23 protein-coding genes are annotated in these 26,179 nt (G+C 64.5%); 13 read left to right on the plus strand and 10 right to left on the minus strand.

The features are described from left to right. The first annotated feature begins 1 nt into the window (after window position 1). The 4 genes from BraRD5C2_RS23390 to BraRD5C2_RS23405 all read left to right on the plus strand — a co-directional run bounded on the left by BraRD5C2_RS23390 (window position 2) and on the right by BraRD5C2_RS23405 (window position 4,136). On the plus strand, window positions 2–820 hold the full coding sequence (locus BraRD5C2_RS23390; protein ID WP_223971902.1) for an ABC transporter ATP-binding protein: 819 nt from the start codon (window positions 2–4) through the stop codon (window positions 818–820). Next, a complete protein-coding gene (locus tag BraRD5C2_RS23395; protein WP_223971905.1) occupies window positions 817–1,641 on the plus strand; it encodes an ABC transporter permease in 825 nt (274 codons plus the stop codon). The genes BraRD5C2_RS23390 and BraRD5C2_RS23395 overlap by 4 nt, the downstream gene beginning before the upstream one ends. A 128-nt stretch (window positions 1,642–1,769) precedes the next feature. Further along, window positions 1,770–3,098: a polyhydroxyalkanoate depolymerase gene (locus tag BraRD5C2_RS23400; protein WP_223971907.1), complete on the plus strand. Its 1,329-nt coding sequence runs from the start codon at window positions 1,770–1,772 to the stop codon at window positions 3,096–3,098. Window positions 3,099–3,296: 198 nt separating this feature from the next. Beyond that, window positions 3,297–4,136: a M48 family metallopeptidase gene (locus BraRD5C2_RS23405; protein ID WP_092120354.1), complete on the plus strand. Its 840-nt coding sequence runs from the start codon at window positions 3,297–3,299 to the stop codon at window positions 4,134–4,136. A gap of 159 nt (window positions 4,137–4,295) precedes the next feature. On the opposite strand, the gene BraRD5C2_RS23410 is transcribed toward BraRD5C2_RS23405, so the two are convergent. Continuing rightward, a complete protein-coding gene (locus BraRD5C2_RS23410; RefSeq protein WP_223971909.1) occupies window positions 4,296–6,539 on the minus strand; it encodes a transglycosylase domain-containing protein in 2,244 nt (747 codons plus the stop codon). A gap of 139 nt (window positions 6,540–6,678) precedes the next feature. Between BraRD5C2_RS23410 and BraRD5C2_RS23415 the strand changes: the two genes are divergently transcribed. Then, window positions 6,679–7,104: a DUF1330 domain-containing protein gene (locus BraRD5C2_RS23415; protein WP_223971912.1), complete on the plus strand. Its 426-nt coding sequence runs from the start codon at window positions 6,679–6,681 to the stop codon at window positions 7,102–7,104. A 311-nt stretch (window positions 7,105–7,415) separates the two neighbouring features. Here the strand turns inward: BraRD5C2_RS23415 and BraRD5C2_RS23420 are convergent, their stop codons facing one another. From BraRD5C2_RS23420 to BraRD5C2_RS23430, 3 genes are all read right to left on the minus strand, one after another. Beyond that, window positions 7,416–8,642, minus strand: coding sequence for an ABC transporter substrate-binding protein (locus tag BraRD5C2_RS23420; protein WP_207834440.1), 1,227 nt, complete (start codon window positions 8,640–8,642; stop codon window positions 7,416–7,418). 236 nt (window positions 8,643–8,878) lie between these two features. Beyond that, a complete protein-coding gene (locus BraRD5C2_RS23425; protein WP_092120343.1) occupies window positions 8,879–10,099 on the minus strand; it encodes an ABC transporter substrate-binding protein in 1,221 nt (406 codons plus the stop codon). A 300-nt stretch (window positions 10,100–10,399) separates the two neighbouring features. After that, window positions 10,400–10,762: a DUF1304 domain-containing protein gene (locus BraRD5C2_RS23430; RefSeq protein ID WP_223971915.1), complete on the minus strand. Its 363-nt coding sequence runs from the start codon at window positions 10,760–10,762 to the stop codon at window positions 10,400–10,402. A 226-nt stretch (window positions 10,763–10,988) separates the two neighbouring features. On the opposite strand from BraRD5C2_RS23430, the gene BraRD5C2_RS23435 reads away from it, so the two are divergent. Next, window positions 10,989–11,513: a methylated-DNA--[protein]-cysteine S-methyltransferase gene (locus BraRD5C2_RS23435; protein ID WP_223971918.1), complete on the plus strand. Its 525-nt coding sequence runs from the start codon at window positions 10,989–10,991 to the stop codon at window positions 11,511–11,513. 162 nt (window positions 11,514–11,675) lie between these two features. Here the strand turns inward: BraRD5C2_RS23435 and BraRD5C2_RS23440 are convergent, their stop codons facing one another. The 4 genes from BraRD5C2_RS23440 to BraRD5C2_RS23455 form a co-directional block, all read right to left on the minus strand. Then, a complete protein-coding gene (locus tag BraRD5C2_RS23440; protein WP_223971921.1) occupies window positions 11,676–11,867 on the minus strand; it encodes a hypothetical protein in 192 nt (63 codons plus the stop codon). A gap of 329 nt (window positions 11,868–12,196) precedes the next feature. Beyond that, complete coding sequence (locus tag BraRD5C2_RS23445) at window positions 12,197–12,631, minus strand: response regulator transcription factor (protein ID WP_374708037.1); 435 nt, start codon at window positions 12,629–12,631, stop codon at window positions 12,197–12,199. A 41-nt stretch (window positions 12,632–12,672) separates the two neighbouring features. Continuing rightward, window positions 12,673–13,344: a response regulator transcription factor gene (locus BraRD5C2_RS23450; protein ID WP_223971924.1), complete on the minus strand. Its 672-nt coding sequence runs from the start codon at window positions 13,342–13,344 to the stop codon at window positions 12,673–12,675. After that, window positions 13,338–14,945 carry a PAS domain-containing sensor histidine kinase gene (locus BraRD5C2_RS23455; RefSeq protein ID WP_223971927.1) on the minus strand — a complete coding sequence of 536 codons (1,608 nt, stop codon included), beginning with the start codon at window positions 14,943–14,945 and terminating at the stop codon, window positions 13,338–13,340. The genes BraRD5C2_RS23450 and BraRD5C2_RS23455 overlap by 7 nt, the downstream gene beginning before the upstream one ends. A 58-nt stretch (window positions 14,946–15,003) precedes the next feature. Between BraRD5C2_RS23455 and BraRD5C2_RS39425 the strand changes: the two genes are divergently transcribed. Together BraRD5C2_RS39425 and BraRD5C2_RS23460 are read left to right on the plus strand one after the other, a co-directional pair. Next, complete coding sequence (locus tag BraRD5C2_RS39425; protein WP_263009986.1) at window positions 15,004–15,135, plus strand: hypothetical protein; 132 nt, start codon at window positions 15,004–15,006, stop codon at window positions 15,133–15,135. Between the two features lie 325 nt (window positions 15,136–15,460). Then, a complete protein-coding gene (locus tag BraRD5C2_RS23460) occupies window positions 15,461–15,727 on the plus strand; it encodes a hypothetical protein (protein WP_223971929.1) in 267 nt (88 codons plus the stop codon). Between the two features lie 306 nt (window positions 15,728–16,033). On the opposite strand, the gene BraRD5C2_RS23465 is transcribed toward BraRD5C2_RS23460, so the two are convergent. Further along, complete coding sequence (locus BraRD5C2_RS23465; protein ID WP_223971931.1) at window positions 16,034–18,826, minus strand: [protein-PII] uridylyltransferase; 2,793 nt, start codon at window positions 18,824–18,826, stop codon at window positions 16,034–16,036. Between the two features lie 198 nt (window positions 18,827–19,024). Between BraRD5C2_RS23465 and BraRD5C2_RS23470 the strand changes: the two genes are divergently transcribed. The 5 genes from BraRD5C2_RS23470 to BraRD5C2_RS23490 all read left to right on the plus strand — a co-directional run bounded on the left by BraRD5C2_RS23470 (window position 19,025) and on the right by BraRD5C2_RS23490 (window position 23,345). Beyond that, window positions 19,025–19,999, plus strand: coding sequence for an aliphatic sulfonate ABC transporter substrate-binding protein (locus BraRD5C2_RS23470; protein ID WP_223971933.1), 975 nt, complete (start codon window positions 19,025–19,027; stop codon window positions 19,997–19,999). 219 nt (window positions 20,000–20,218) lie between these two features. Beyond that, on the plus strand, window positions 20,219–21,055 hold the full coding sequence (locus tag BraRD5C2_RS23475; protein ID WP_223972546.1) for an ABC transporter permease: 837 nt from the start codon (window positions 20,219–20,221) through the stop codon (window positions 21,053–21,055). After that, window positions 21,055–21,840 (plus strand): ABC transporter ATP-binding protein, encoded by a 786-nt coding sequence (locus tag BraRD5C2_RS23480; RefSeq protein WP_223971935.1) that lies wholly within the window; start codon window positions 21,055–21,057, stop codon window positions 21,838–21,840. The genes BraRD5C2_RS23475 and BraRD5C2_RS23480 overlap by 1 nt, the downstream gene beginning before the upstream one ends. Before the next feature lie 56 nt (window positions 21,841–21,896). Beyond that, window positions 21,897–22,406, plus strand: coding sequence for an OsmC family protein (locus BraRD5C2_RS23485; RefSeq protein ID WP_100951020.1), 510 nt, complete (start codon window positions 21,897–21,899; stop codon window positions 22,404–22,406). 129 nt (window positions 22,407–22,535) lie between these two features. Continuing rightward, a complete protein-coding gene (locus BraRD5C2_RS23490; RefSeq protein WP_223971937.1) occupies window positions 22,536–23,345 on the plus strand; it encodes a hypothetical protein in 810 nt (269 codons plus the stop codon). 83 nt (window positions 23,346–23,428) lie between these two features. Here BraRD5C2_RS23490 and mutS read toward each other — a convergent pair whose 3' ends face one another. Then, window positions 23,429–26,155: a DNA mismatch repair protein MutS gene (gene mutS / locus BraRD5C2_RS23495; RefSeq protein ID WP_223972548.1), complete on the minus strand. Its 2,727-nt coding sequence runs from the start codon at window positions 26,153–26,155 to the stop codon at window positions 23,429–23,431. Between the last annotated feature and the right edge of the window lie 24 nt (window positions 26,156–26,179).

Genomic DNA, 26,179 nt, shown 5'->3' on the forward strand with positions numbered 1-26,179 from the left:
TATGCAACAGCGCGGGACAGGTCAGGCGCAAGCGCCTAGTCAGCCGCCCGCGGCCGATCAGGGTGGATCGGCCGCGATCGACGTTGCGCATCTGGTCAAGGTCTACAAGACCACCCGCGCGGTCGACGACATCTCCTTCCGTATCGCGCGCGGCAGCATCACCGGCCTGCTCGGCGGCAACGGCGCCGGCAAGACCACGACGATCGCGATGATCATGGGGCTGGTGCTGCCGACCTCGGGCAGCGTCGCGGTGCTCGGCGCGAAAATTCCCGAGCAGCGCTATGAGGTGCTCGGCCGGATGAATTTCGAGAGCCCCTATGTCGACATGCCGATGCGGCTCACGGTGCGGCAGAACCTGACCATCTTCGGCCGCCTCTATGCCGTGAAGCATCTGCGCGAGCGGATCGACCAGCTCGCGGCCGATCTCGATCTGAAGGAATTTTTGGACCGTTCCAACGGCAAGCTCTCCGCCGGGCAGAAGACCCGCGTCGCGTTGGCGAAGGCGCTGATCAACGAGCCGGACCTGCTGCTGCTCGACGAGCCGACCGCCTCGCTCGACCCGGATACGGCCGACTGGGTGCGGCAGCATCTCGAGACCTACCGCAAGACCCATAACGCGACCATCCTGCTGGCCTCGCACAACATGCTGGAGGTCGAGCGCCTCTGCGACCGCGTCATCATCATGAAGCGCGGCAAGATCGAGGACGATGACAGCCCCGAGGGGATCATGGCGCGCTACAACCGCGACACGCTGGAAGAAGTGTTCCTCGACGTGGCGCGCGGCCGCCTTCGGGAGGGCGCGCCGGAGGGCACATCATGAGCGAGATCGTCAGCCATCAGCCGCGCGGCATTTCACTGCAACGCATCAACGCGATGGTGCTGCGCTATTGGTATCTGCTGATGTCGTCATGGCCGAGGCTGCTGGAACTGGTCTACTGGCCGGCCTTGCAGATCATCACCTGGGGCTTCCTGCAGAATTACATCTCGCAGGCGTCCGGCTTCTTCGCCAAGGCGGGCGGTACGCTGATCGGCGCCGTGATCCTGTGGGACATCCTGTTTCGCGGCCAGCTCGGCTTCTCCATCTCGTTCCTGGAAGAGATGTGGGCGCGCAATCTCGGCAACCTGATGATGAGCCCGCTGAAGCCGATCGAATTCCTGCTCTCGCTGATGATCATGAGCCTGATCCGGCTCGCCATCGGCGTGATCCCGATGACGCTGCTGGCGCTGTTCTTCTTCGGCTTCAATTTCTACGCCATCGGGCTGCCGCTGATCGCGTTCTTCTGCAATCTGATCTTCACGAGCTGGTCGGTCGGCGTGTTCGCCTCGGGCCTTGTGCTGCGCAACGGGTTAGGAGCGGAAAGCATCGTCTGGACGCTGATGTTCGCGGTGATGCCGCTCGCCTGCATCTACTATCCGGTCGAGGTGCTGCCGAGCTGGCTGCAATATGTCGCCTGGACGTTGCCGCCGACCTACGTGTTCGAAGGCATGCGGTCGCTGCTGATCGATCACGTCTTCCGCGCCGACCTGATGGCCTGGGCGCTGGTCATCAACGCCATCCTGTTCACTGCCTCTTTTGCGGTCTTCCTTGCCCTTTTGCAGAGCGCCAAACGCAACGGATCGCTGCTCGGGGGTGGTGAATAAATGTCACTTTCCCGTGGATTCTCGGTGTTTTAGCCCGATATCGCCCCCAGATTCGGCTCGCGGCGCATTGACGCATTGTTACGCATTGGTCAGTATGCTGCGGCGCAAAACAGGGGTCTGAAAATACTATGCCCATCGGTGAATTTGGCGGTGCCCCGCCACTAGCGGCGGAAGGCAGCCCGGCACTCACGACGCCGATGTACTGGATGTACGAGATGGCGCATGCGTCGCTCAATCCGGTACGCGCCGTGACCGACGCCACCAAGATCCTGTTTCAGAACCCGCTCAATCCGTGGACGCACACCGAGTTCGGCAAGTCGATCGCCGCCGGCTGCGAATTGTTCGAGCGCACCACGCGCCGCTACGGCAAGCCCGAATGGAACCTGCCGACGACCGAGGTCAATGGCATCCGCACCGCGGTCGAGGTTCGCACGGTCTGGGAAAAGCCGTTCTGCCGCCTGCTGCATTTCGATCGCAAGCTGACGCGCCCGTTGCGCTCGCCGCAGCCGCGCGTGCTGATCGTGGCGCCGATGTCGGGCCATTATGCGACGCTGCTGCGTGGCACGGTCGAAGCGTTCCTGCCGACCCATGAAGTCTACATCACCGACTGGGCCGATGCGCGCATGGTGCCGCTCGCGGCCGGCCGGTTCGATCTCGAGGATTACGTCGATTACCTGATCGAGATGCTGCACGCGCTCGGCGGCAACATGCACATCGTCGCGGTGTGCCAGCCTTCTGTACCTGTCGTGGCAGCTGTTTCGGTGATGGAAGCCAGCAACGACCCGTTCGTGCCGCTGTCGATGACGCTGATGGGCGGTCCGATCGACACAAGGCGCAATCCGACCGCGGTCAACAACCTCGCGGAAGAGCGCGGCATCGAGTGGTTCCGCAACAATGTCATCACCAAGGTGCCGTTCCCGCATCCGGGCGTGATGCGCGACGTCTATCCGGGCTTCCTGCAACTCAACGGCTTCATCAGCATGAACCTGGATCGGCACATGGACGCGCACAAGGCGCTGTTTGCCAATCTGGTGAAGGGTGACGGCGATCTCGTCGACAAGCACCGTGAGTTCTACGACGAATATCTCGCGGTGATGGACCTCACCGCCGAGTATTACCTGCAGACCGTCGACCTCGTCTTCGTCAAGCACGCGCTGCCGAAGGGCGAGATGACCCATCGCGGCAATCCGGTCGATCCGTCGAAGATCCGCCGCGTCGCGCTGATGACGGTCGAAGGCGAGAAGGACGACATCTCCGGTCTCGGCCAGACCGAGGCAACGCACGCGCTCTGCACCGCGATTCCGAACCATCGCCGCGTGCACTACGTGCAGAAGGGCGTCGGCCACTACGGAGTCTTCAACGGCTCGCGGTTCCGCTCCGAAATCGTGCCGCGGATCTCCGATTTCATGGTTTCGGCGGCCAATACGCGGCTTTCGCTGGTCGCCGCGGCCGAATAGGTATCACCCCGGCCGCGATTGTTGCAGTCGCGCAAGTCACTGATTTAACTAAAAGAATCTCAAATCAGCCAAGGCTCAAGTGATGAATTTAATTTCATCTCTTGGGCCTTTTTCGTGACTCTGATTCATCAGAAAAAATCCGGTTCCGCCCCCTGCCGGTAGAGGTCAATTAACGGCCAACCCCTGTATATTGGGCAAATGATTTGTTTTTGCGCCGAGCGCTTTCCCTGGCGGCGGATATGGCAAAGTTCGGGCGAACTCCTGCTCCCCGGACTCTCAGAAATGGCTACTCGCGCGCTCCTCTATCGGCGGCCTGCCGAACCCGCGACCGTATTGGTCAGACACGGCTCCCAGTTCTTCACTGTCAGGCTGCGCCGGCATCGGCGCGCGCGCCGCTATACGCTCAGGATTCACCCAACCGACCGCGAAGCGATCCTGACCATGCCGCCGCGCGGCACGATCGTGGAAGCCAAGGAGTTCGCCAATATCCATGGCGGCTGGATTGCCGCCCGTCTTGGCCGCTTGCCGAAGGCGGCGCCGTTCCAGCCCGGCACCGTGGTGCCGTTGCGCGGCGTACCGCATCGGCTGGTGCATCGTTCGGGCGAACGCGGCACGGTCTGGACCGAGACGCGCGACAGCGGCGAGAAGATCATTTGCGTCGCCGGCGGCGTCGAGCACATGGATCGCCGGGTGCATGACTTCCTCAAGCGCGAGGCGCGCAAGGATCTGCAGAAGGCGGCGCAGCTGCACGCCGCGGAACTCGGCGTGCGGGTGCGGCGAATTTCGATCCGCGACCAGTCCAGCCGCTGGGGCTCGTGCACCTCGGCGGGTTCGCTGTCGTTCTCGTGGCGGCTGATCCTGGCGCCGCCCTTCGTGCTCGATTACCTCGCCGCCCATGAGGTCGCGCATCTCGTCGAGATGAACCACTCGGCGCGGTTCTGGCGGGTGGTCGACAAGGTCTGCGCGTCGGTCACGCGCGCCAAGAACTGGCTCGACACCTACGGCAACGACCTGCACCGCTACGGGATTCAGGAGTAGGCGAACTCTTCGCCCCGGCCTCTGCTGTCATCGCCAGCGAAAGCGGGCGATCCAGTATTCCAGAGGCATTCGTGTTCAACTGATAAGCCGCGGCGCACTGATCCCCCGCATTCGCGGGGGATGACAGTTGGGGTTGCGGGGCGACCTTCGGCCTAACGCCTACCGAAACAACCGATCCGCCAACCAGCCATCCAGCCCTGCCGCAGCCTCCGGCCGCGCGTTCGGGTTTGGTGGCGCCGAGGCGCGGGCCGGCGTCGGCGGTGGCTGGCGATAATAGCCGCCGCCGGACGGGACCGGCGCGGGCGGCGGCGTCTGCATCGGCGGTTGAATCTGCAGCGGTGCCGCCGGTGCTGAAGGCGCTGATATCTGCGACGAGATCTGCATTAGGTTCGCCGGCGCCCAACTACCTTGCGAGTTCGGGATCGCTGCGACCGGCACGCCCTGATGCGCGGCCTTCATGAAGCGGGTCCACACTTCCACCGGCAGTCCGCCACCGGTTGCCTTCTTGGTCGGCGAATTGTCGTCATTGCCGAGCCAGACGCCGGTGACGAGCTTGGCGGTGTAGCCGATGAACCAGGCGTCGCGATAATCCTGGCTGGTGCCGGTCTTGCCGGCGGCGGTCCAGCCGGGGATTTCCGCCTTGCGCGCGGTGCCCGAGATCAGCGTCTCGCGCATCATGGCGTTCATCATCGCATCATAGCGCGGCTCGATCACCTGGTTGGGCGGATCCGTCGGGCGGTCATAGAGCAGCTTGCCGGAGCTGGTCTTGATCTTGGTCACCACATGCGGCGACACGGCGTAGCCGCCATTGGCGAACGGCGCATAGGCGCCGACCAGCTCGAGCACGGACACTTCCGAGGTGCCGAGCGCGATCGAGACGTTGGGCTCCAACTTGGAGGAGATGCCGAGCCGGTGCGCGGTGCGCACCACGTTCTTGGCGCCGACCTCGACGCCGAGCCGCACCGCCACCGTGTTCAGCGACATCGCCAGCGCCTGGGTCAATGTCACCGAGCCGAAATATTCGTGGGTGTAGTTCTCCGGCTTCCAGCCCTTGATATCGAGCGGCGCGTCGGTGCGGATGGTGTCCGGCGTCAGCCCGGATTCGACTGCGGTAAGATAGACGAACGGCTTGAACGACGAGCCCGGCTGCCGTTTCGCGGTGACGGCGCGATTATACTGGCTCTCGGCATAGTTCCGGCCGCCGACCATGGCGCGCACCGCGCCGTCGGGCGTCATCGCCACCAGCGCGCCCTGGCTGACATTGAACTTCACGCTCTTGGCGGCGAGCTCGTCGATGACGGCGGCTTCGGCGACGTTCTGCAGCTTCGGATCGATCGTGGTCTGCACCACGATGTCCTGGTCGATCTGGCCGACCAGATCGTCGAGCACTTCGCCGATCCAATCGGCGACATAGTTCACGGTGCCGGCGCCGGCCGGCTTCACGGCAATCGAGGGCTGCCCGATCGAGGCCTTTGCCTGCGCTTCGGTGATGAACTTGGCATCGGCCATCGCCGCGAGCACGACCTGCGCGCGCTGCTCGGCGCCCTCGGGGTTGCGGTTTGGCGCCAGCCGCGACGGCGACTTGACGAGGCCCGCGAGCATCGCGGCTTCCGGCAAGGTGACGTTCTTCGCCGACTTGCCGAAATAGCGCTGTGCGGCGGCCTCGACGCCGTAGGCGCCGGAACCGAAATAGACGCGGTTGAGATAGAGCTCGAGGATCTCGTCCTTGGAATGCTTGCGTTCCAGCCACAGCGCGAGCTCGGCCTCCTGCAGCTTGCGCTGCATGGTGCGCTCCTGGGTCAGGAACAGGTTCTTGGCGAGCTGCTGCGTCAAGGTCGAGCCGCCCTGCGACACACCCCGATGCAGTACGTTGGTGACGGCTGCGCGTAAAATGCCGACCGGGTCGACACCGAAATGCGAATAGAAGCGGTGGTCCTCAATGGCGATGAACGCCTTCGGCAGAAAGGGCGGCAGGTCCTTCAACGCGATGTTGGCGCCGGCCATTTCGCCGCGCTGCGCCAGTACGCTGCCGTCCATGCCGACGATCTGGATCGTCGGCGGACGCTTGGGAATTTCCAGGGACTGGATTGGCGGCAGATGCGCGCCGACCCACACCACGACACCGATCACCGCAATGCCCGCCCACAGGCCGAGCACCGCGGTCCAATAGAACAGGCGGCCGATGCCGAAGCCGCGCGATTTGCTCCGCCGCTTGCTGCCGCTGCGCGACGGGCGCGGTTTCTCGCTGCCGGAATCGCTGCTTTTGGGTTTGGATTTGGCGGGTTTGTCGTCGCCGCCGCCTGGAACGCGATCGGAGGGTGACAGGCGGAGGTCGGCAAGCGCAGCCGGAAGCCCGAACAGCGGCTCCTTGCGCGCACCGCCTTTTTTACGTCCCCACGCCATCCGCAACGCTCACACCCTGACAGGGGCGCACGCTAGCGTTCCCGGTTTAAGGGGCGGTTACGCAAAGCTTAACGGGGGATTAGGAGGTGAGGCGGCGCGTGCTAGATATAGTCGGAACAACAAAACAAAGGAGCGCCGCATGGGCCATATCGATCCGACGAAGGACGTGTTTGCGCAATTCCGGGACAACAACCGGCCGGGCCCGATCCACATGCTCAATCTGGTGCGCTTGCGCGAATGGGCCGCCTATCCCGACGGCCGCAAGGCGACCGGTGCGGAGGCCTATGCCGCCTACGGCCGCGAGAGCGGGCCGGTGTTCGAACGGCTCGGCGGCCGCATCGTCTGGCAGGGCCGCTTCGAGCTGATGCTGATCGGTCCGCAGGAGGAGCGCTGGGATCACTGCTTCATTGCGGAGTATCCAAGCGTCGCCGCCTTCGTCGAAATGATCCGCGATCCCGTCTATCGCGAGGCGGTGAAGCACCGCCAGGCCGGCGTCGAGGATTCGCGGCTGATCCGGCACGCGGTGCTGCCGGTCGGGAAGAATTTTGGTGAGATACCGAAGTGAGGTCGCGTTAGCGCGAGACGAATCTCTATCACCGTCACCCTGAGGAGCGCGCAGCGCGTCTCGAAGGGTGCACGGCCACAGCCGGGCCGTCGACCCTTCGAGACGGCCGCGTTGCGGCCTCCTCAGGGTGACGGAGTGCACTGTTCCATCCACGTCATTGCGAGCGAAGCGAAGCAATTCATGTCTCGGCTTGCGGAGCGATGGATTGCTTCGTCGCTATCGCTCCTCGCAATGATGGTGATAGGGCGAAGCCCCAAAACAAAATCGGCGGCCCGCAGGCCGCCGATTGCATTTCAAATCCGCAAGAGCCGCTAGCCCGCCGGGCCGGCGTCCTCGAGGATCGGGCCGAACAGCTCCCAGCGTTCGCCGTTGAACTTCATCATCTGCAGCTGCTTGTTGACGCGATAGTCGTTCGGCGTGGTGTTGCCCTTGATGCCGGGCAGCGCCATGTCGAGGTCGACGTTCTTCAGGTTGGTGGCCTGCTTCAGCACGTTCTCGCGCGTCAGCTCGTCGCCGCACTGCTTCAGCACATGCACCATCAGCTGGGCGGTGGAGTAGCCGTAGGTGTTGAAGTTCGAGTTCTTGTCACCGTCGGGATAGTACTTGGCCATGAAGTCGAAATAGCGCTTCATGCCCGGATCGTCCTTCCACTGCGGGTCGGCGGGATCCTTGCCGTAGTTGGTCGAGATCAGGCCCTTGGAGGCCTCCAGACCCGCCGGCTGCAGCACGGCGCCGACCGAGGTGGCGTTGATGTCGACGATGTGGACCGGATGCCAGCCGAGCTCGGCGATCTTCTTGATCGCCTGCGCTGCCTGCTTCGGCGTCGAGGCCGAGAAGAACAGGTCGGCGCCGGCGTCCTTGATCTTGATCACCTGGGAATCGATGGTCGGGTCGGAGACCTCGTAGGAGGCTTCGGCCACAATCATCTTGGCCGCCTTGTCGCCGAGGCCGGCCTTGATGCCGTTCAGATAATCCTTGCCGAGGTCGTCGTTCTGATAGAGCACGCCGATCTTGGCGTTCGGATGCTCCTTCAGGATGTACTGGCCGTAGATGCGGCCTTCGACGAAGTAGTTCGGATTGAAGCCGAGCGTCCACGGGAAGTTCTTCGGATCGGTGAACTTCGAGGCGCCGGTGGCCGCGAACAGCTGCGGCACCTTCTTGGCGTTGAGATATTTCTGCACGGCGGCGTTCGACGGCGTGCCGACGATCTGGAAGGTCAACAGCACCTCGTCGCTCTCGACGAGCTTGCGCACCTGCTCGACGGCCTTGGGCGGCGAATAGGCGTCGTCATACTGGATCAGGTTGATCTTGCGGCCGTTGATGCCGCCCTGATCGTTGATCATCTTGAAATAGGCCGCCTGGGTCTTGCCGATCGAGGCATAGGCGGAAGCCGGTCCGGAGAAGGGGACGGTCTGGCCGATCTTGATCTCGGTATCGCTCGCGCCGGGATCGTACTTCTTCTGCGCGGAGGCCGACGTTGCAGACAGCGCGATCGCGAGCGCCGTTGCCGTGACCAGGTGGAAAATCCCATTCCTCATAATGCTGTTTCCCTCACGTGACTGATGGTTGGCCGATGATCTTGTCCGCGGGTTCAAGGTCCCGCGGTCGCCATCGCTGGGCCGGGATACTGGAGGAACCGTTGCTGCGATGCAAGGCGACGGATGCCGAAAAGGTGAGCGATTTCAGTCAACCAACGTAGGGGGCGGCGCAAAAAGGAACGGCGCAGCGGGGATGCGCTGCGCCGGCTTTCGTGGCCGGAGATGGCTGCGAGCCGCTAGCCCGCCGGTCCGGTGTCCTCGATGATCGGGCCGAACAGCTCCCAGCGCTCGCCGTTGAACTTCATCATCTGCATCTGCTTGTTGATGCGATAGTCGTTCGGTCCGGTCGTGATCGACATGCCCGGCAGCGCGAGGCTCGGCACGAACTTCTTCAGGCTGGTCACCTGCTTCATCAGGTTCTCGCGGGTGAGGTCGTCGCCGCACTGCTTGAGCACCTGGATCAAAAGCTCGGCCGTCGAATAGCCGTAGGTGTTGACGGTGTTGAGCTTGTCGCCCTCCGGGTAATACTTGTCCATGAAGGCGAAGTAGGCCTTCACGCCGGGATCGTCCTTCCACTGCGGATCGGCGGGATCCTTGCCGTAATTGGTCGAGATGATGCCCTTGGAGATGTCGAGGCCGGCCGGCTTCAGCGTCGCCGACACTGGGCTCGCATTGATGTCGAGGATGTGCACCGGGTGCCAGTCGAGGTCCGCGACCTTGCGGATCGCCTGAGCTGCGAATTTCGGCGTCGACGCGTTATAGAGCAGGTCGACGCCGGCGGCCTTCAACTTGACGATCTGGGAATCGACGGTCGGGTCGGTCAGCTCGTAGGACACCTCGGCGACGATCATGCTCGCGGCCTTGTCGCCGAGCCCGCTCTTCAGGCCGGTGATGTAGTCGCGGCCGAGATCGTCGTTCTGGTAGAAGATGCCGATCTTGGCGTTGGGGTGATTGGCCAGGATGTATTTGGCGTAGATGCGTCCTTCGGACTGGTAGTTCGGGTTGAAGGCGATCGTCCACGGCGCGTTCTGCGGATCGGAGAAGCGCGAGGCGCCGGTGGAGGCCAGCAGCTGCGGCACCTTCCTGGCATTCAGATATTTCTGTACGGCGGCATTTGAGGGCGTGCCGATGATCTGGAAGGTGAACAGCACCTCGTCGCCTTCGACCAGCTTGCGCACCTGCTCGACCGCTTTCGGCGGCGAATAGGCATCGTCATACTGGATCAGGTTCAGCTTGCGGCCGTTGATGCCACCCTGATCGTTGATCATCTTGAGGTAGGCCGCCTGGGTCTTGCCGATACCGGCATAGGCGGATGCGGGGCCCGAGAACGGCACGGTCTGGCCGATCTTGATCTCGGTGTCGGTCGCGCCGACGTCGTATTTCTTCTGCGCGGTGGCCGATGTAACCGACAACGCGATGGCAAGCGCTGTCGCAGCGAGCAATTGCACGCTCCTCATGTCCGTGACCTCCCATGTTGCCGGTGATCTTGTCCGCAAGCGTCAAGCCGGCGGATGTCACCGTTGAACGGGATGATGGAGGAACGGTGAGGGCATTGCAAGGCGATGGCCCTGCGCGCGATGTCGCGTCAGCGTACGTCTTCTCCCTCTCCCCGTTCTTACGGGGAGAGGGTTGGGGTGAGGGGCTCTCTCCACCTGCGATGTCAGTGGACGTACCTGTACCCCCTCACCCGGATCGCATCTAACGATGCGATCCGACCTCTCCCCGCAAACGGGGCGAGGTGAAGCGGAGCCCGCGCTTTAAGCGAGCCAGAGCAGGATCAGTGCGAGCGCCGCGGGCGCCGCCTGCACATAAAGAATGCGGCGGCTGACGGTGGCGGCGCCATAGGCACCGGCGACGATCACACAGAGCAGGAAGAATGTCTTGATCTGGAACGCAAAGGCAGCATTGCCGTGCACCAGGCCCCAGATCAGTCCGGCGGCGAGGAAGCCGTTATAGAGCCCCTGATTGGCGGCAAGCACGGCCGAATCATTGGCCTTCTCGATCGAGTTGCGGAAGGTCTTCAGCCCGAGCGGCTTGGTCCAGAGAAACATCTCGAGCACGAGGAAGTAGATGTGCATCGCAGCCACCACCGTGACCAGAAAATTGGCTATCCAAAGCATACTCGGTCCCCCAAGAGCTTTGGTTCTGATTGAATCAGAACCAAAGCTCAAGATTCTTGTTTTGACGCGCTTTCTTCACGCGACCGGTGTCAATCCCGAATCAAGTCCGGGACAGGCTTTCGCTCGAAAACGCTCCAGCCGGAATTCGGGTGGACGCTAGCACGCGCACGGTGAATTGTATGCCGAGCGACCTGTTTCCAGGGCGATGACTTTCCAGAGTACTGATATGGCCGACCGCAAGACCGCACAGACCTTCAACATCGACCGCCTCAAGACGCCGATCGGCACCGCGCTGCTGGTGACCGACGACGATGGCGTGCTGCGCGCGCTCGACTGGGACGACTATGAAGGGCGCATGCTCGACCTGCTGCGGCTGCACTATGGCGCCGTGACGCTGAGGGACGGCCGCGCACCGGCTGCGATGCGCAAGGCGCTCGGCGATTACTTCAACGGCGATCTCGATCGGCTTGCGGATGTCGAATGGCGCGTCGCCGGCACGCCGTTCCAGCAGAAGGTCTGGCACGCGTTGCCGAAGATTCCGCCGGGCACCACGATGAGCTACGGCGCGCTGGCGGCAAGACTGAAAGTGCCGAACGCGATGCGCGCGGTCGGCCACGCCAACGGCTCCAACCCGATCAGCGTCGTCGTGCCCTGTCACCGCCTGATCGGCGCCAACGGCTCGCTGGTCAAATATGGCGGTGGACTGGAGCGCAAGCGCTGGCTGCTGCGCCACGAGGGCGTTGAGGTGTAGCGGCCGAACTCAGCCGCAGCGAGACGATCAATCGAGATCCTCGCGCGGCATGTTTCGCAGATCACGCACGATGTAGAGGAATACAATCAGCGAAGGTACCCACGCGAGGATCGCTCCTACCAGCATCGCATCGACCGTCGTCATCGGATCTCCTTGAGCGCGTCAGATCAGCTTTTTCGATGGGCCACCGGTTCTCGGGAGGGGATAGAGCCACTTCCAGTAGACCTTGTTGCGCTCCAACTGCCGCCTGTAGATCTCGCGGCACTTCGTCGAGCAGAACTGCTCGAAGTACCAGCTATGCCGGATCAGCCCGAACGGCCGCCGGCAACCTGGATTCCCGCAACGGCCCGTCATGATGCTGCCTCCGCATTCGCTCGCCAAAGCCAGCGAATGAAGTCCTCCTGACCCTTGTGAAGACAGAGCCGTCCGCAGTAGCGTTCACCCGCCGGATTGCGCAGGCAGATGATCTTGGCATCTTCACTGTCACACTGGGCGCAGCGCGGTTCCTTACGCATGGCGACTTCCCTCCAAGGAACTGCCATTGGCCAATCAAGAATGTCTGATGCTGTCGTTGCCGCCGGTCTTCTTGAAGGACGGCGCCCCGAAATCTTGCGCTGCCACCGTCGATGCGCAACTTGTCCAGATGTTTCCCGGCATCATCCTTGCGTATATTCGACTTGAACTCACGCGCTCGTCGTTGTGCCCTGCCTTGCGAGCGCGGCATCGAGGCATTTGACCAGCGCATCTCCGTCGAACGGCTTGATCAGAAAGCAGATCGCTCCCGCCTCCATGGCGCGGGCCCGATCGGTTTCGACAGAGAAGGCCGTGATGAAGATGAACGGAACGCGCCGTCCGTCGGCAATCAGGCGGGCCTGCAGGTCGAGCCCGCTCATGGCCGGCATCCTGACATCGGCGATCACGCAGGAGGTGTCGTCCAGCTGCGGCGAATGCAGGAATTCTTCGGCCGATGCGTAGGTCTGGACCGCGTAGCCCAGCGACCTGACCAGATTGTCGGTTGCGGTGCGGACCGACATGTCATCGTCAACGATTGATATCACCGGGTTGGACAAGAAGGGTTTCCTGGAACGGCCAGAGGGGCCTCTGGTGTCTGCTCTCACGGCGCCACAGTGCGTCGTCGGCCGCGGCCGGAGAATCATACTTAGGTTTGCGCGCCGCCGGACGCCTGCTTGACCCCGAGGATCTGCGCCATCCTGACCAGATCAGGCAACGACTTCGCCGCCATTTTTCGCATGATGTGCCCGCGGTGTATCTTGACCGTGATCTCGGCGACGCCGATTTCGGCGGCGACCTGCTTGTTCATCAGCCCCGCGGTGACAAGGCTCATGATCTGGCGCTCACGCGGGGTCAGGGTCGCGAAGGCTGAGCGCAGGTTCGCGAGCGCCCTGGCCTCATTGCGGCGCGTTCTGTCGCGTTCGATCGCAGTCGTGACGGCATCCAGCATGTCCTGATCGCGGAACGGCTTGGTCAGGAAGTCGACAGCGCCGGCCTTCATGGCTCTGACCGTCATCGGGATATCGCCATGGCCGGTCATGAAGATGATCGGAATATGAATGTCGGCCTTGGCCAGCTCCGCCTGGAAGTCGAGACCGCTCAGCCGCGGCAGCCTGATGTCCAGGATCAGGCAGCTCGGAACATCGGGGAGCTTGTGCTGCAGAAATTCATGGGCCGACCCGAACGCGGCGGTGCGCAGGCCGACCGACCGGAGAAGATTGTTCAGCGAGTCTCGCACGGACGCGTCGTCGTCGACGACGAACACGATCGGCTCGGTGTTCGCGAGAGCGGGAGACGATGCCGCGTGTCCAATCACCATGCATGATCCTCTTGACGCAGCGGCAGGGTGAACTGGAACGTCGTGCCGGGGCCGATATTTCTGGACATGGACAGGCGCCCTCGGTGGGCTTCGACGATCGAGCGACAGATCGACAGCCCCATTCCCATGCCGCTGGCTTTGGTGGTGTAGAAGGCGTCAAACAGCCGCTCGGCATGCTCTGTCGCAACCCCGACGCCACAGTCGGTGACCGTGACCAGGATCTGCCCGGCATCGTCCTGGCGGGTCCGGATCACGAGTTCCCGTGGCCTGTCCGTGACCGGCTGCATGGCCTCGATGCCGTTGACGACGAGGTTGAGGATGACCTGCTGCAGCTGGACGCGGTCGGCGACAACCGGCGGGAGCGCGGGAGCGAGGTCGAGCTGCAGGGATACAAGGTGGCTCTGCAGCTCGTGCTGCACCAGGCCGATCACCTGGTTGATGGCTTCATTGATGTCGAGCGGCGCCATCTGACCGGTTGTCTTGTTCACCAGCGCGCGGACGCGCTGGATGACCTCGCCCGCCCGGTTGCCGTCGCTGATGATCGACCTCACCGCCCCGCGCGCTTCATTCAGATCGGGAGCCGCACGGTTGAGCCAGCGCAGGCATGCCGCGGCGTTGGCGACCACGGCGGCAAGCGGCTGGTTCACTTCATGGGCGATCGATGCGGCGAGCTCGCCGAGTGCCGTCACGCGCGTGACGTGCGCGAGGTTGGTCTGCGCTTCATGCAATTCTGCCTCGGCACGCTTGCGGGCGGTTACGTCGGTGACCGCTCCGATGAATTCGGTGTCGCCCGAGGGGGTGGTCACCGCATGCGCCCTGGCGTGAACATATTTGATCGCGCCGTCCGGCATCTGCAACCGGTAGCCGTGCTCGAAGTCCTTGCCGTCGAGCGAGACGCGGTCGATGGTCCGTTGCACGCGGGTGCGATCATCCGGATGGATGCGTTGAAGAACCGTGGCATGCTTGATGGAAGGCGCCCTGTCGAATCCGAAGATCCTGAACGTCTCTTCCGACCAGATCACCTCACCGCTGGCGACGTGCCAGCCAAAGCTGCCGGTGTGGCTCAATCGCTGGGCTTCGCTCAGGTACATTTCACTCTGCAGCAGCGCATTTTCGGCCTGTTTGCGCTCGGTGATATCCTCGCATGCGATCAGCACGATCAATCGATCGTCCTGCCGCCGCACGGCCTTGGCATTTTCACGAACCCAAAGTCCTGAGCCGTCCTTGCGGACCTTCCGGATCTCCCAATTGTGGGTCTGGCCGATGTTGTCGAGGCACGCCGCGACGTTGCGCTGCACCGCCTGATGGTCTTCGGCGGCAAAGACCCGCAGCACGGATTGCCCGAGCAAATCGTCGACGGTGTAGCCGAGTTGCGCCGCGCCGAACGTGTTGACCGACAGCACGAGACCCGTTGCGTCGACCATGAAGTACATGACCGGGTTGTGCTCGAACACCTCCCGCCATTGCGCTTCGCTGTTGCGCAGAGCCTCGACCGCGCGCTCTTCGCCGCTGACCCGGCCGCGCAACATGGCTTCCATCTGCCTGTGGGTGCGGCCGACCACCCCCATCATCAGCAATGCGGCGGCAAGCGAGGCGATCAACAGCGCCAGCGCGATCAGATGGGCGGAAGCGGCAGGCTGCGGACCAAGCAGCAGCCCAATGCAGGTTGCGGCCAAAGCCAACACCATGCCGCCGAGCAGCCATTGCTCGGCCGACCAGGACCTCGTGGTCGGGATGCGCATCATCGGCAGCACCAGCACTTGGCCATCATGGGCCGCGCTGCGTCGCTAGGTGACCGCTATCATCAGCGGCGACAACGTCGCCCTCCTTACAAACTGCACATTAGCAGCTTTCTCGACGTCCGAACCGGATCGTGGGGGCGATTTTTGGCGATCCACACGCATCGCGTGAGATCGCGCGGAAAGCGCAATCGTCGGACCAACGCAGGCCCAGGTTGCGGCTAAACCAAAGTATGTCGTCCCCATCCGAATGTAACGGCTGGATCAACTTCCGTTCAATGGCCGGTTTCCTCCCGGCGGCTACGCTTATTGGGTAACTCGATGACAGTAGAGGCCTCCGGGGTTCAGCAATCGTCAATCCGAGACGGGAGATTGAAATGCCCAACACGCGCCTGCATCTGATCCTCTGTTCCGACGATGTCGGGCGCGAGACCACGCCTCAGAGGCGTAACCGCAGCTTCCAGCCCTTCGTTATCGATGGCGGCAGGCAAGCCGCGAGCGTGCCGGCCGGCAACCCCTGGATCGATCTGCTCGACGTCTTCGATTTGGGCGCTGTGCTCTGTCAGGCGAGCTACCTGGCCTTGCTGGGGGCGAGCCTCGCGACGCTGCAGTCGCAATTGAACGTGCCGGATCCAGGATCGTAGCCCGCTCTGGATCCAAGTCCGGCAGGCTGCCGGGACCGACGCGCTGGCTGCTCACGCCTGGGTCGCGCAAAACGGGTCCGACAACAGCCTCCGTGAGAGCCCGGAATCCACTCCCCGTCTAGCCCCGGCCCTGATGGATTCCGGGCTCAGTTTCTCGGTTGTCATTCCCCGATGCGCAATTGCGCATCTGAGGGCTCGCGAAGCGAGAGCCCGGAATCCATTTCATCGCAGAACGTGAGGTCTGATGGATTCCGGGTTCAGCCCTGCGGGCTGCCCCGGAATGACGGATAGAGGGGGAGTCGGCCGTTACGCCGCCGGCTTCGCCGCCTGGTCCTCGCTCGACAACAGATGCAGCAGCGCGCTCTTGATCGCGGCCTGCCGGGTCGGCGCGGTGATCTGGGCGCCGAGCAGGTCGGTGACATAGAACACGTCGCGGGCGCGCTCGCCGAAGGTCGCGACATGCGCCGAGGCGATGTTGAGATTGAGTTTCGAGATCGCGGTGGTCAGCTGGTAGAGCAGGCCGGGGCGGTCGAGACCGGAGACCTCGATCACGGTGTAGCGGTCGGACCATTGGTTGTTGATGGTCACTTCGGGCTCGACGATGAACGGCCGTGCCTTGCTGCGCACCGCGCGCTTGGCCACCGCCTCGGGTAGCCTGAGCTTGCCTTCCAGCACCTGCTCGATCATCTCGCCGATCCGCGTCGCGCGGCGGCCTTCATCATCGTCGCGGTCGTACTCGCGCGAGATCGAGATGGTGTCGAGCGCGCGGCCGTCGGTCGTGGTGTAGATCTGCGCGTCGACGATGTTGGCGCCGGCCGAGGCGCAGGCGCCCGCGATGATCGACAGCAGCCAGGGATGGTCGGTCGCGAGAATCGTGAGCTCGGTGACGGCGCGGACCTCGTCGAAGCCGACATTGATCGCGAGCTTGTGGCCGGCCTGCTCGCTGGCGCGGATGAAGCGGGCCTGGCGGATCTTGCGTTGCAGCTCGACCTTGAGCCAGTAGGCCGGATAGTGCCGGCCGATATAGGCGTTGAGCTCGACCTCCGGCCATTCGGTGAAGGCGCGGCGGAATTCGGCCTGCGCCACCGCGATGCGCTGGGCGCGGTTGACCTCCGAGAAGCCGCCGGTCAGCACCGGCTCGGTCTCGTAATACAGTGTGCGCAGGAGCTGCGCCTTCCAGCCGTTCCACACGCCCGGGCCGACGCCGCGGATGTCGGCGGTGGTCAGGATCGTGAGCAGCTTCATCTGCTCGACGGACTGCACCACGGCGGCGAAATTCTCGATGGTCTTGCGGTCCGACAGATCGCGCGATTGCGCCACTGTCGACATCGTCAGATGTTCCTCGATCAGCCACGCCACCAGTTCGGTATCGGCGGCCGAGAAGCCGAGCCGCGGGCACAGCCGCCGCGCCACCTTGGCGCCGGCGATCGAATGATCTTCCGGTCGGCCCTTGGCGATGTCGTGCAGCAGGGTTGCGATATAGATCACCGGGCGATGTTCGGGACGGATCTTGCGGAACAGGTCGCTGGCGACCGTGAACTCCTCATTGCCGCCGCGCTCGATGTCCTGCAGGTAGCCGATGCAGCGGAGGAGATGCTCGTCCACCGTATAATGGTGGTACATGTTGAACTGCATCATCGAGACGATCTTGCCGAAGGCGCGGATGAAATGGCCGAGCACGCCGGTCTCGTTCATCCGCCGCAGCACGGTCTCGGCATCGTTCGAGGTCAGGATCTCCATGAACAGGCGGTTGGCTTCCTCGTTGTCGCGGAGCTGGGTGTTGATCAGCTTCAGCGAGCGGGTCACCGTGCGCATCGCATCGGGATGGAAGGCGAGGTTGTTCTGCTGCGCGAGGCGGAAGATCCGGATCAGATTGACCGGATCGTGCTTGAACACATCAGGGGCGGCGAGGTTGATGCGGTTGTTGTCGACGATGAAGTCGTCGCTGCCGGCCACCCGCCGCCGCTTGGCGCCGGGCCGCAGCCGCGCCACCATCCGGCTCAGCACCGGCGCCGGCTTGTTGTGCTCCTCCTCGAGCTTGGCGCACAGGATCGCGGTGAGATCGCCGACGTCCTTGGCGATCAGGAAGTAGTGCTTCATGAAGCGCTCGACGTCCTGCATGCCGGGATGCGAGGTGTAGCCGAGGCGGACCGCGATCTCGCGCTGCATGTCGAACGACAGCCGCTCCTCGGCGCGCCCTGCAAAGAAGTGCAGATTGCATCGGACCGACCACAGGAAGTCGGCGCAGCGGCGGAAGGTGCGGTACTCCTGCGCGTCGAACACGCCGCGCTCCAGCAGCTCGTCGGTCTCGCGCACGCGGTAGACGTATTTCGCGATCCAGAACAGCGTATGCAGGTCGCGCAGGCCGCCCTTGCCGTCCTTGACGTTGGGCTCGACCAGATAGCGCGACTGGCCGGCGCGGCGATGCCGCTCCTCGCGCTCGGCAAGCTTGGCGGTGACGAATTCCGCTGCGGTGCCCTGCACCACTTCCTTGTCGAAGCGTTCGACCAGCTCGTCGTAGAGCGGCTGGTCGCCGGTTAGGAACCTGGTTTCCAGGATCGCCGTGCGGATCGTCATGTCGCCGCGCGCCTGGCGGATCGATTCATCGACCGAGCGCGTGGCGTGGCCGACCTTCAGCCCCATGTCCCAGAGGCAATAGAGGATGGCTTCGGCGACCTGCTCGCCCCAGGCGGTCTGCTTGTAGGGCAGGATGAACAACAGATCGATGTCTGATTCCGGCGCCATCAGCCCGCGGCCATAGCCGCCGGTCGCGACCACGGCCATGCGCTCGGCGCCGGAGGGGATCGGCGAGTGATAGAGATGCCGGGTCGCCGCCGCGTAGAGGATGCGGATGATCTCGTCCTGCACGAAGCACAGCCGTTCCGCGCAGCGGCGGCCGTGGCGGTCCTTCAGCAGCAGCGTCTGCGCCGTGGCGCGCGCGGCGATCAGCTCGGCCTTGAGCAGTTGCGCCATCGCGGCGCGGAACTGGTCCTCGCGGCCGGCATGCTGTTCGGCGAGTGCATTGACCGCCGCGGTGATCCGCTCGGTCTCGAAACGATCATCCGCGTCAGGGCGGACTTCGGCTACGACGCTGTCCATACGTTCTTCCGATATCGGACGGAGCTGTTGCTGTCACTGACCAAAGTATTACGACAGCAGCTCCATGCTCTCCTGACGACACCGTGAGCAAGATCGTTCTCGCGCCGTCGCCTAAAGGGTAGAGATTTTCTCGTTGACCGCAAGGCTAACTCATTGAATTAAAAGACTGTTTATTAATCAACCCGAGGGGGTCGACCAATGCAGAATTTTTCCCGGCGCGCTTTCGCGACGCTGTTCGCGATCTCCGCGTTGCTGCCCGGCACAGCGCTTGCCGCCGACGCGCTGAAGGAGATCCGGATCGACTGGGCGACCTACAATCCGGTGTCGATGGTCCTGAAGCAGAAGGGGCTGCTGGAGAAGGAGTTCGCCAAGGACGGCATCAGCATCGTCTGGGTGCAGTCGGCCGGCTCCAACAAGGCGCTCGAATTCCTCAACGCCGGCTCGATCGATCTCGGCTCGACCGCAGGCTCGGCCGCTTTGGTCGCCCGGATCAACGGCAACCCGATCAAGTCGATCTATGTCTATTCGCGTCCCGAATGGACCGCGCTGGTCACCACCAAGGACTCCAAGATCGCGTCGGTCGCCGACCTCAAGGGCAAGCGCGTCGCGGTGACGCGGGGCACCGACCCGCACATCTTCCTGGTCCGCGCGTTGCTCGGCGCCGGTCTGACCGAAAAAGACATCACGCCAGTGCTGTTGCAGCACGCCGACGGCAAGACCGCACTGATCCGCGGCGATGTCGACGCCTGGGCCGGCCTCGACCCGATGATGGCGCAGGCGGAAGTCGAGGACGGCGCCAAGCTGTTCTACCGCAAGGCCGACGCCAACACCTGGGGCATCCTCAATGTGCGCGAGGAGTTCCTGAAAGCGCATCCGGACATCGTCCGCCGCGTCCTCGCGACCTATGAGGAGGCGCGGAGATATTCGCTGGCGAACTATGACGAGCTGAAGAAGACCTTCATCGCGGTCACCAAGCTGCCCGATGCGGTGGGGGACAAGCAGCTGAAGGAGCGCACCGAGTTGACCCACAGCCGGATCGGCGCTCCCCAGCGCGAGTCGATTTTGGCCGCGGGCCTCGCCTTGCAGCAGGCCGGCGTGATCGACGCCAAGACCGACGTGAAGGCGGCGCTCGACAGCCTGATCGACGATCAGGTCCCGCTGCCGACCAACTAACCGCCGTCGCCAAACTAACTCCGTCGTCCCGGACAAGCGAAGCGCGATCCGGGACCCATAACCACAGGGCTTTGTTGTTGAACAAGGCCGTGGCTCCAGCTTTCTCTCTCGCCACGGCCTGTGGTTATGGGTCCCGGCCTTCGCCGGGACGACGTGGATAGAGCGGAGTCCGTTCCCCCACCTTGCAATCCCGCCGGAAGAATAGTTCTTGCTATGGCTATGACTGTTGACCTGCCCGCGCTGGAACAGACGGCCGCGCCGCGTGCGGCGGCGGCGGGGTGGTCGCGTTATGCGCGCCCGGTGCTGGGGCTGGTGCTGCCGGTCGCGCTCGCGCTGGGCTGGGAACTCATCGTTGCTCTCGGCTACTCCAACGGCCGCCTGGTGCCGCCGCCGTCGAAGGTGTTCGAGACCATCGTGGCGCTCGCCAGAAGCGGCGAGCTGTGGCGCCATATCCTGGCGACGCTCTGGCGCGTCGGCGCAGGCTTTGCGCTCGGCGTCGTCGCCGGCACCGTCATGGGCGCGGTCTCCGGCTACTGGGGCCTGGCCCGGCGGCTGCTCGATCCGACCGTGCAAGCCTTGCGCGCGATCCCCTCGATTGCCTGGGTGCCGCTGTTCATCCTGTGGCTCGGCATCTTCGAGACCTCGAAGGTCGCGCTGATCGCGGTCGGCGTGTTCTTTCCGATCTATCTCGGCGTGATGGGCGCGATCCTGTCGGTCGATCGCAAGGTGGTCGAGGTCGGCCGCGTGTTCCGGCTGTCCGGCTTTGCGATGATCCGCCGCATCCTGCTGCCCGCGGTGCTGCCGGCCTATGTGGTGTCGCTCCGGGTCGGCCTCGGTCTCGGCTGGATGTTCGTGGTCGCCGCCGAATTCATGGGCGCCTCCGAAGGGCTCGGCTATCTCCTGATCGATGGCCAGCAGCTCGGCAAGCCGGCGCAGATCCTCGCCGCGATCGTGATCTTCGCGATCCTCGGCAAGCTGACCGACTGGCTGATCGAGGTCGCAACCGCGCCGCTGCTGCGCTGGCAGGATGCGTTCGGCGCGCGGGGAGGGCAGTGATGCTGGCGCTGAAGGATGTCGGCAAGACTTATCCGAACGGCGTTCACGCGCTGGAGCGCTTCTCGGCCGAGATTTCGCCCGGCGAGATCGTCGCGATCATCGGCGGCTCCGGTTGCGGCAAGTCGACATTGCTGCGCGCCATCGCCGGCCTCGATCGCGCCAGCACCGGCAGCGTGACGCTCGACAATGCCGTGATCACGTCGCCGCACGCCGAGATCGGCATCATCTTCCAGGAGCCGCGGCTGCTGCCTTGGCTCAGCGTCGCCGACAATATCGGCTTCGGTCTCGCCGACCTTCCGGCTGATGTGAGGCGCGAGCGGGTCGCGGCGGCGCTGGCCCGCGTCGGCCTTGCCGACAAGGCCGTGGCGTGGCCGCGCGAATTGTCCGGCGGGCAGGCGCAGCGGGTCGCGATCGCCCGCGCGCTGGTGCCGCAGCCCGAAGTGCTGCTGCTCGACGAGCCGTTCTCGGCACTCGATGCCTTCACGCGGCGCGACCTCCAGGATCACCTGCTCGATCTCTGGGCCGACACGCGCCCGACCCTGATCCTGGTCACCCATGACGTCGACGAGGCCGTCGTGCTGGCCGACCGCGTGCTGGTGATGCGGCCGCGGCCCGGCCGGCTGTTCGAGCGGATCACCATCAATCTGGCGCGGCCGCGCGATCGCAAATCGGAGCTGTTCGACACCTTCAAGCGCCGCGTGCTGACCGCGCTCGACCGCTCGCTGGACCGTTCGGTGCGCGACGTCACGGACAAATCCAGCGCCGGCGAGGCAATGTGGTGGTGACATCGGCGCTATAAGGCCTTACATCGGCATAAAGAAGAACAGCCGGGAGCAGAACCATGGACTCCGCCGAACTCCGCGCAATGCAGGCTCCGATCAAGGAGCGTTACAAGACCGATCCCCAGGCCGCCGTGATCACGTTGAAGGCCAAGGGCACGATCGACAACGAAAGCCTGTCCTGCAAGGTCGAAACCGGCCGCGCGCTCGCGGTCGCCGGCCTGCACCCGGCGACCGGCGGCTCCGGGCTCGAGCTCTGCTCCGGTGACATGCTGCTTGAGGCATTGGTCGCCTGCGCCGGCGTCACGCTGAAATCGGTCGCGACTGCCGTCGAGGTGCCGCTGAAGGTCGGCAACGTGTTCGCCGAGGGCGATCTCGATTTCCGCGGCACGCTCGGCGTCGACAAGGAGGCCCCGGTCGGCTTCCGCGAGATCCGTCTGCGCTTCGACGTCGGCACCGACGCGCCGCAGGACAAGCTCGACCTGCTGCTGAAACTCACCGAGCGCTATTGCGTGGTCTATCAGACCATCAAGAATGGCCCGAAGGTGTCGGTCACGATGCAGCGGGTGTAGCGCGTCGCCCCGGCGAAAGCCGGGGCCCATACGCCGTGCCTTCTCGGTTCAAGCCGCGCTGCCCGACGGCTTTCGCTCCTCACGCCCATTCGTGGTTATGGGTCCCGGCCTGCGCCGGGACGACGCTCGATGTCCCCCGAACTCCACTTCGTCCTGCTCCTCGTGCTGCGCATGGCGGTTGCGGCCGCCTTCGTGGTCAGCGCGTCCATCATCACGGAACGTTCGGGGCCGGTGATCGGCGCACTGATCGCCACCCTGCCGATCTCGGCCGGGCCGTCCTACACCTTCCTTGCGCTCGACCATGACGCCGCCTTTATCGCTGAGGGCGCGCTGTCGAGCCTGCCGGTCAATGCGGCCACGATCTTCATGGGCCTCACCTATGCGGTGCTGGCGCAGCGCCGCGGCATGTGGATCAGCGCGGGCTCGGCGATCGCGTTGTGGCTCGTACTGGGCACCATCATCCGCCAGTTCGCGTGGACGCTTGCCGGCGGCTTGATCCTCAACGCCATTGCGTTTGCGATCTGCATTCCGCTGCTCAAGCCCTATCGACACGTAGCGAAAATGCCGCTGATCGCGCGGCGCTGGTACGACATTCCGCTCCGCGCCGCGTTGGTCGCGAGCCTGGTCGGCACGGTCGTCACTGCGTCGACCTGGGTCGGCCCGCGCGTCACCGGCGTGATCGCGCTGTTTCCGATCGTGTTCTCCTCGATGATGCTGATCTTGCATCCGCGGATCGGCGGCCCCGCCACCGCCGCCGTGCTCGCTAACAGCGCCTGGGGCCTGCTCGGCTTCGGACTTGGCATCGCCGTGCTGCATATCGCGGTCGCGCAATTCGGCTCGCCGATCGGCCTCTGCTGCGCACTCGCCACCTGCATCGTGTGGAATCTGGTGCTGTGGCAGCTCGGGCGAAGGAAGAGCGTGAAGACGTCGAAAGCGTAGGGTGGGTTAGCCGAAGGCGTAACCCACCATGTCTTGCGCAAGAATCGGTGGGTTACGCTTCGCTAACCCACCCTACGGCACCGCTACTGCTTCGGCAGTTTCGCCCGCAACGCATACAGCGCATCGAGTGCTTCGCGCGGCGACATTTCGTCGGGATGCAGCGCCTTCACCGCCTCGACCAGCAGATCGGCCTCGCTCGGCGGCTTGTCCTCACTGGCAGCGCGGGACGGGACCGCGAACAGCGGCAGATCGTCGGCCAAAGCGCGCGCGGTCTGGCCGCGGTCCTGGGCCTCGAGTTTCGCCAGCACCGATTTGGCGCGCGTGATCACCGCGGGCGGCAGGCCGGCGAGCTTCGCAACCTGGATGCCGTAGGAGCGGTCGGCGGAGCCCGGCAGCACCTCGTGCAGGAACACGACGTCGCCCTGCCATTCCTTGACCCGCACCGTGGCGTTGAACATCCGTGGCAGCTTCGCCGAGAGCGCTGTCAGCTCATGATAGTGGGTGGCAAAGAGCGTGCGGCAGCGATTGCTCTCATGCAGGTGCTCGATCGCGGCCCAGGCGATCGACAGGCCGTCGAAGGTCGCCGTGCCACGGCCGATCTCGTCGAGGATGACCAGCGACCGCTCGCTCGCCTGGTTGAGAATCACGGCAGTCTCGACCATCTCGACCATGAAGGTCGAGCGTCCGCGCGCCAGATCGTCGGCGGCGCCGACGCGCGAGAACAGCCGGTCGACGATGCCGAGCCGCGCCCGTGACGCCGGCACGTAGGAGCCGATCTGCGCCAGCAGCGCGATCAGCGCATTCTGGCGCAGGAAAGTCGATTTACCGGCCATGTTCGGACCGGTGATCAGCCAGAGCTGGCCGGACTTCTGTCCCGGCGCAGGCGACAGATCGCAGGCATTGGCGATGAACGGCTGGCCGTTGCGCTTTAGCGCCTGCTCGACCACCGGATGCCGGCCGCCCTCGATCGCAAAGCCGAGCGAGCCGTCGACGTCGGGCCGCACATAATTGTCGTCGATCGCAAGCTTCGCCAGCGAGGTCGCGACGTCGAGCATCGCAAAGGCATGCGCGGCGTTGCGCAGATCGTCGCTGGCGGCGAGCGCCATCGCGCTGAGCCGTTCGAAGATCTCAAGCTCGAGATTGAGGGCGCGCTCGCCGGCATTGGCGATCTTGGCCTCGGTCTCGCCGAGCTCCGAGGTGGTGAAACGGACCTGCCCGGCGAGCGTCTGGCGATGGATGAAGGTCGCATTCAGCGGCGGCGCGAACAGCTTGTCGCCGTGCTGCGCGGTGACTTCGACGAAATAGCCAAGCACGTTGTTGTGCCGGATCTTCAGCGTCTTGATGCCGGTGTCCTCGGCATAGCGCGCCTGCATCGCGGCGACGACGATGCGCGAGGCATCGCGCAAATTCCGGCTCTCGTCGAGCGCGGTCTCATAGCCTTCGCGCACGAAGCCGCCGTCGCGCTTGATCAGCGGCAATTGCTCGGAGAGTGCCCGGGTGAATTCCCGTGCCAGATCGCGCGAGGGACGTTGCAGCGCCGCCATCACGGTCGACACTTCGGCCGGCGGATTGCTGAGCTGCGCGAGCAGCTCCAGCGCCTGGTCGGCGGCAAGGATGCCATCGCGCAGGCTGGCGAGATCGCGCGGGCCGCCGCGGCCGACCGAGAGCCGCGCCAGCGCGCGCGACATGTCGGGCGCCGCGCGCAGCACGGTTCTGACGTCCTCGCGCGCCGCGGAATCCGCGACGAAGGCGGAGACCGCATCGAGCCGCCGCGCGATCACGGCAACATCGGTGAGCGGCGCGGCAAGGCGCTGCGCCAGCAGGCGCGAGCCTGCTGCGGTGACGGTGCAGTCGATCGCATCGAGCAGCGAGCCGCGGCGCTCGCCGGCGAGCGTCCGCGTCAGTTCGAGGTTGGCGCGGGTCGCCGGGTCGATCGCCATCGTGGTGCCGGCAGCCTCGCGCGCCGGCGGCGACAGCGGCGGACGTTTGCCGACCTGGGTGCGGTCGATATAGGTGACGGCCGCGGCAGCAGCCGTCGCTTCCAGCCGCGACATTGCGGACAGGCCATCCATGGTCGCGACCGCGAAATAGTCGCACAGCCGCCGCTCGGCGGTGGCGCTGTCGAACACGTCGCGGGTCAGCGGCGTGACCGACGGCAGCTCGCGCAAGGTCGGTGCGAGCTCGTTGTCGCTATAGAGCGCGTCGGTGACGATGGCCTCGTTCGGATTGATCCGCGCCAGCGTCGCCGCAAGCTCCGCGGTCGCGCACTCCGTCACCATGAATTCGGAGGTCGAGATGTCGATCCAGGCAAGGCCGAGACGATCCGCGCCGGCCGAGCCGCGGGCGCGCGCGATCGCGATCAGGTAATTGTTGGTGCGGGCGTCGAGCAGCGTGTCTTCGGTCAGCGTGCCCGGCGTCACCAGCCGCACCACGCCGCGGCGGACCACGCTCTTGTTGCCGCGGGCCTTTGCCTCGGCCGGATTTTCGGTCTGCTCGCACACCGCGACGCGGTGGCCGGCGCCGATCAGGCGATGCAGATAGTCCTCGGAACGTTCGACCGGAACGCCGCACATCGGGATGTCCATGCCCTGATGCTTGCCGCGCTTGGTCAGCACGATGCCGAGCGTCTTCGAGGCGATCTCGGCATCCTCGAAGAACAGCTCGTAGAAATCGCCCATCCGGTAGAACAGCAACAGGCCGGGGTGGGCGGCCTTGATCTCCAGGTACTGTTCCATCATCGGCGTGACGCGCGACGGCGCCTCGGCGGCAGTGGCTTCGGGCGGAACGGGGATGGGCTGCTGAATGGTCATGAGGTGGCGGAAACTACAGAATTT

Source organism: Bradyrhizobium sp. RD5-C2 (assembly GCF_019972155.1).
In the GTDB taxonomy this organism is placed as follows: Bacteria; Pseudomonadota; Alphaproteobacteria; order Rhizobiales; family Xanthobacteraceae; genus Bradyrhizobium.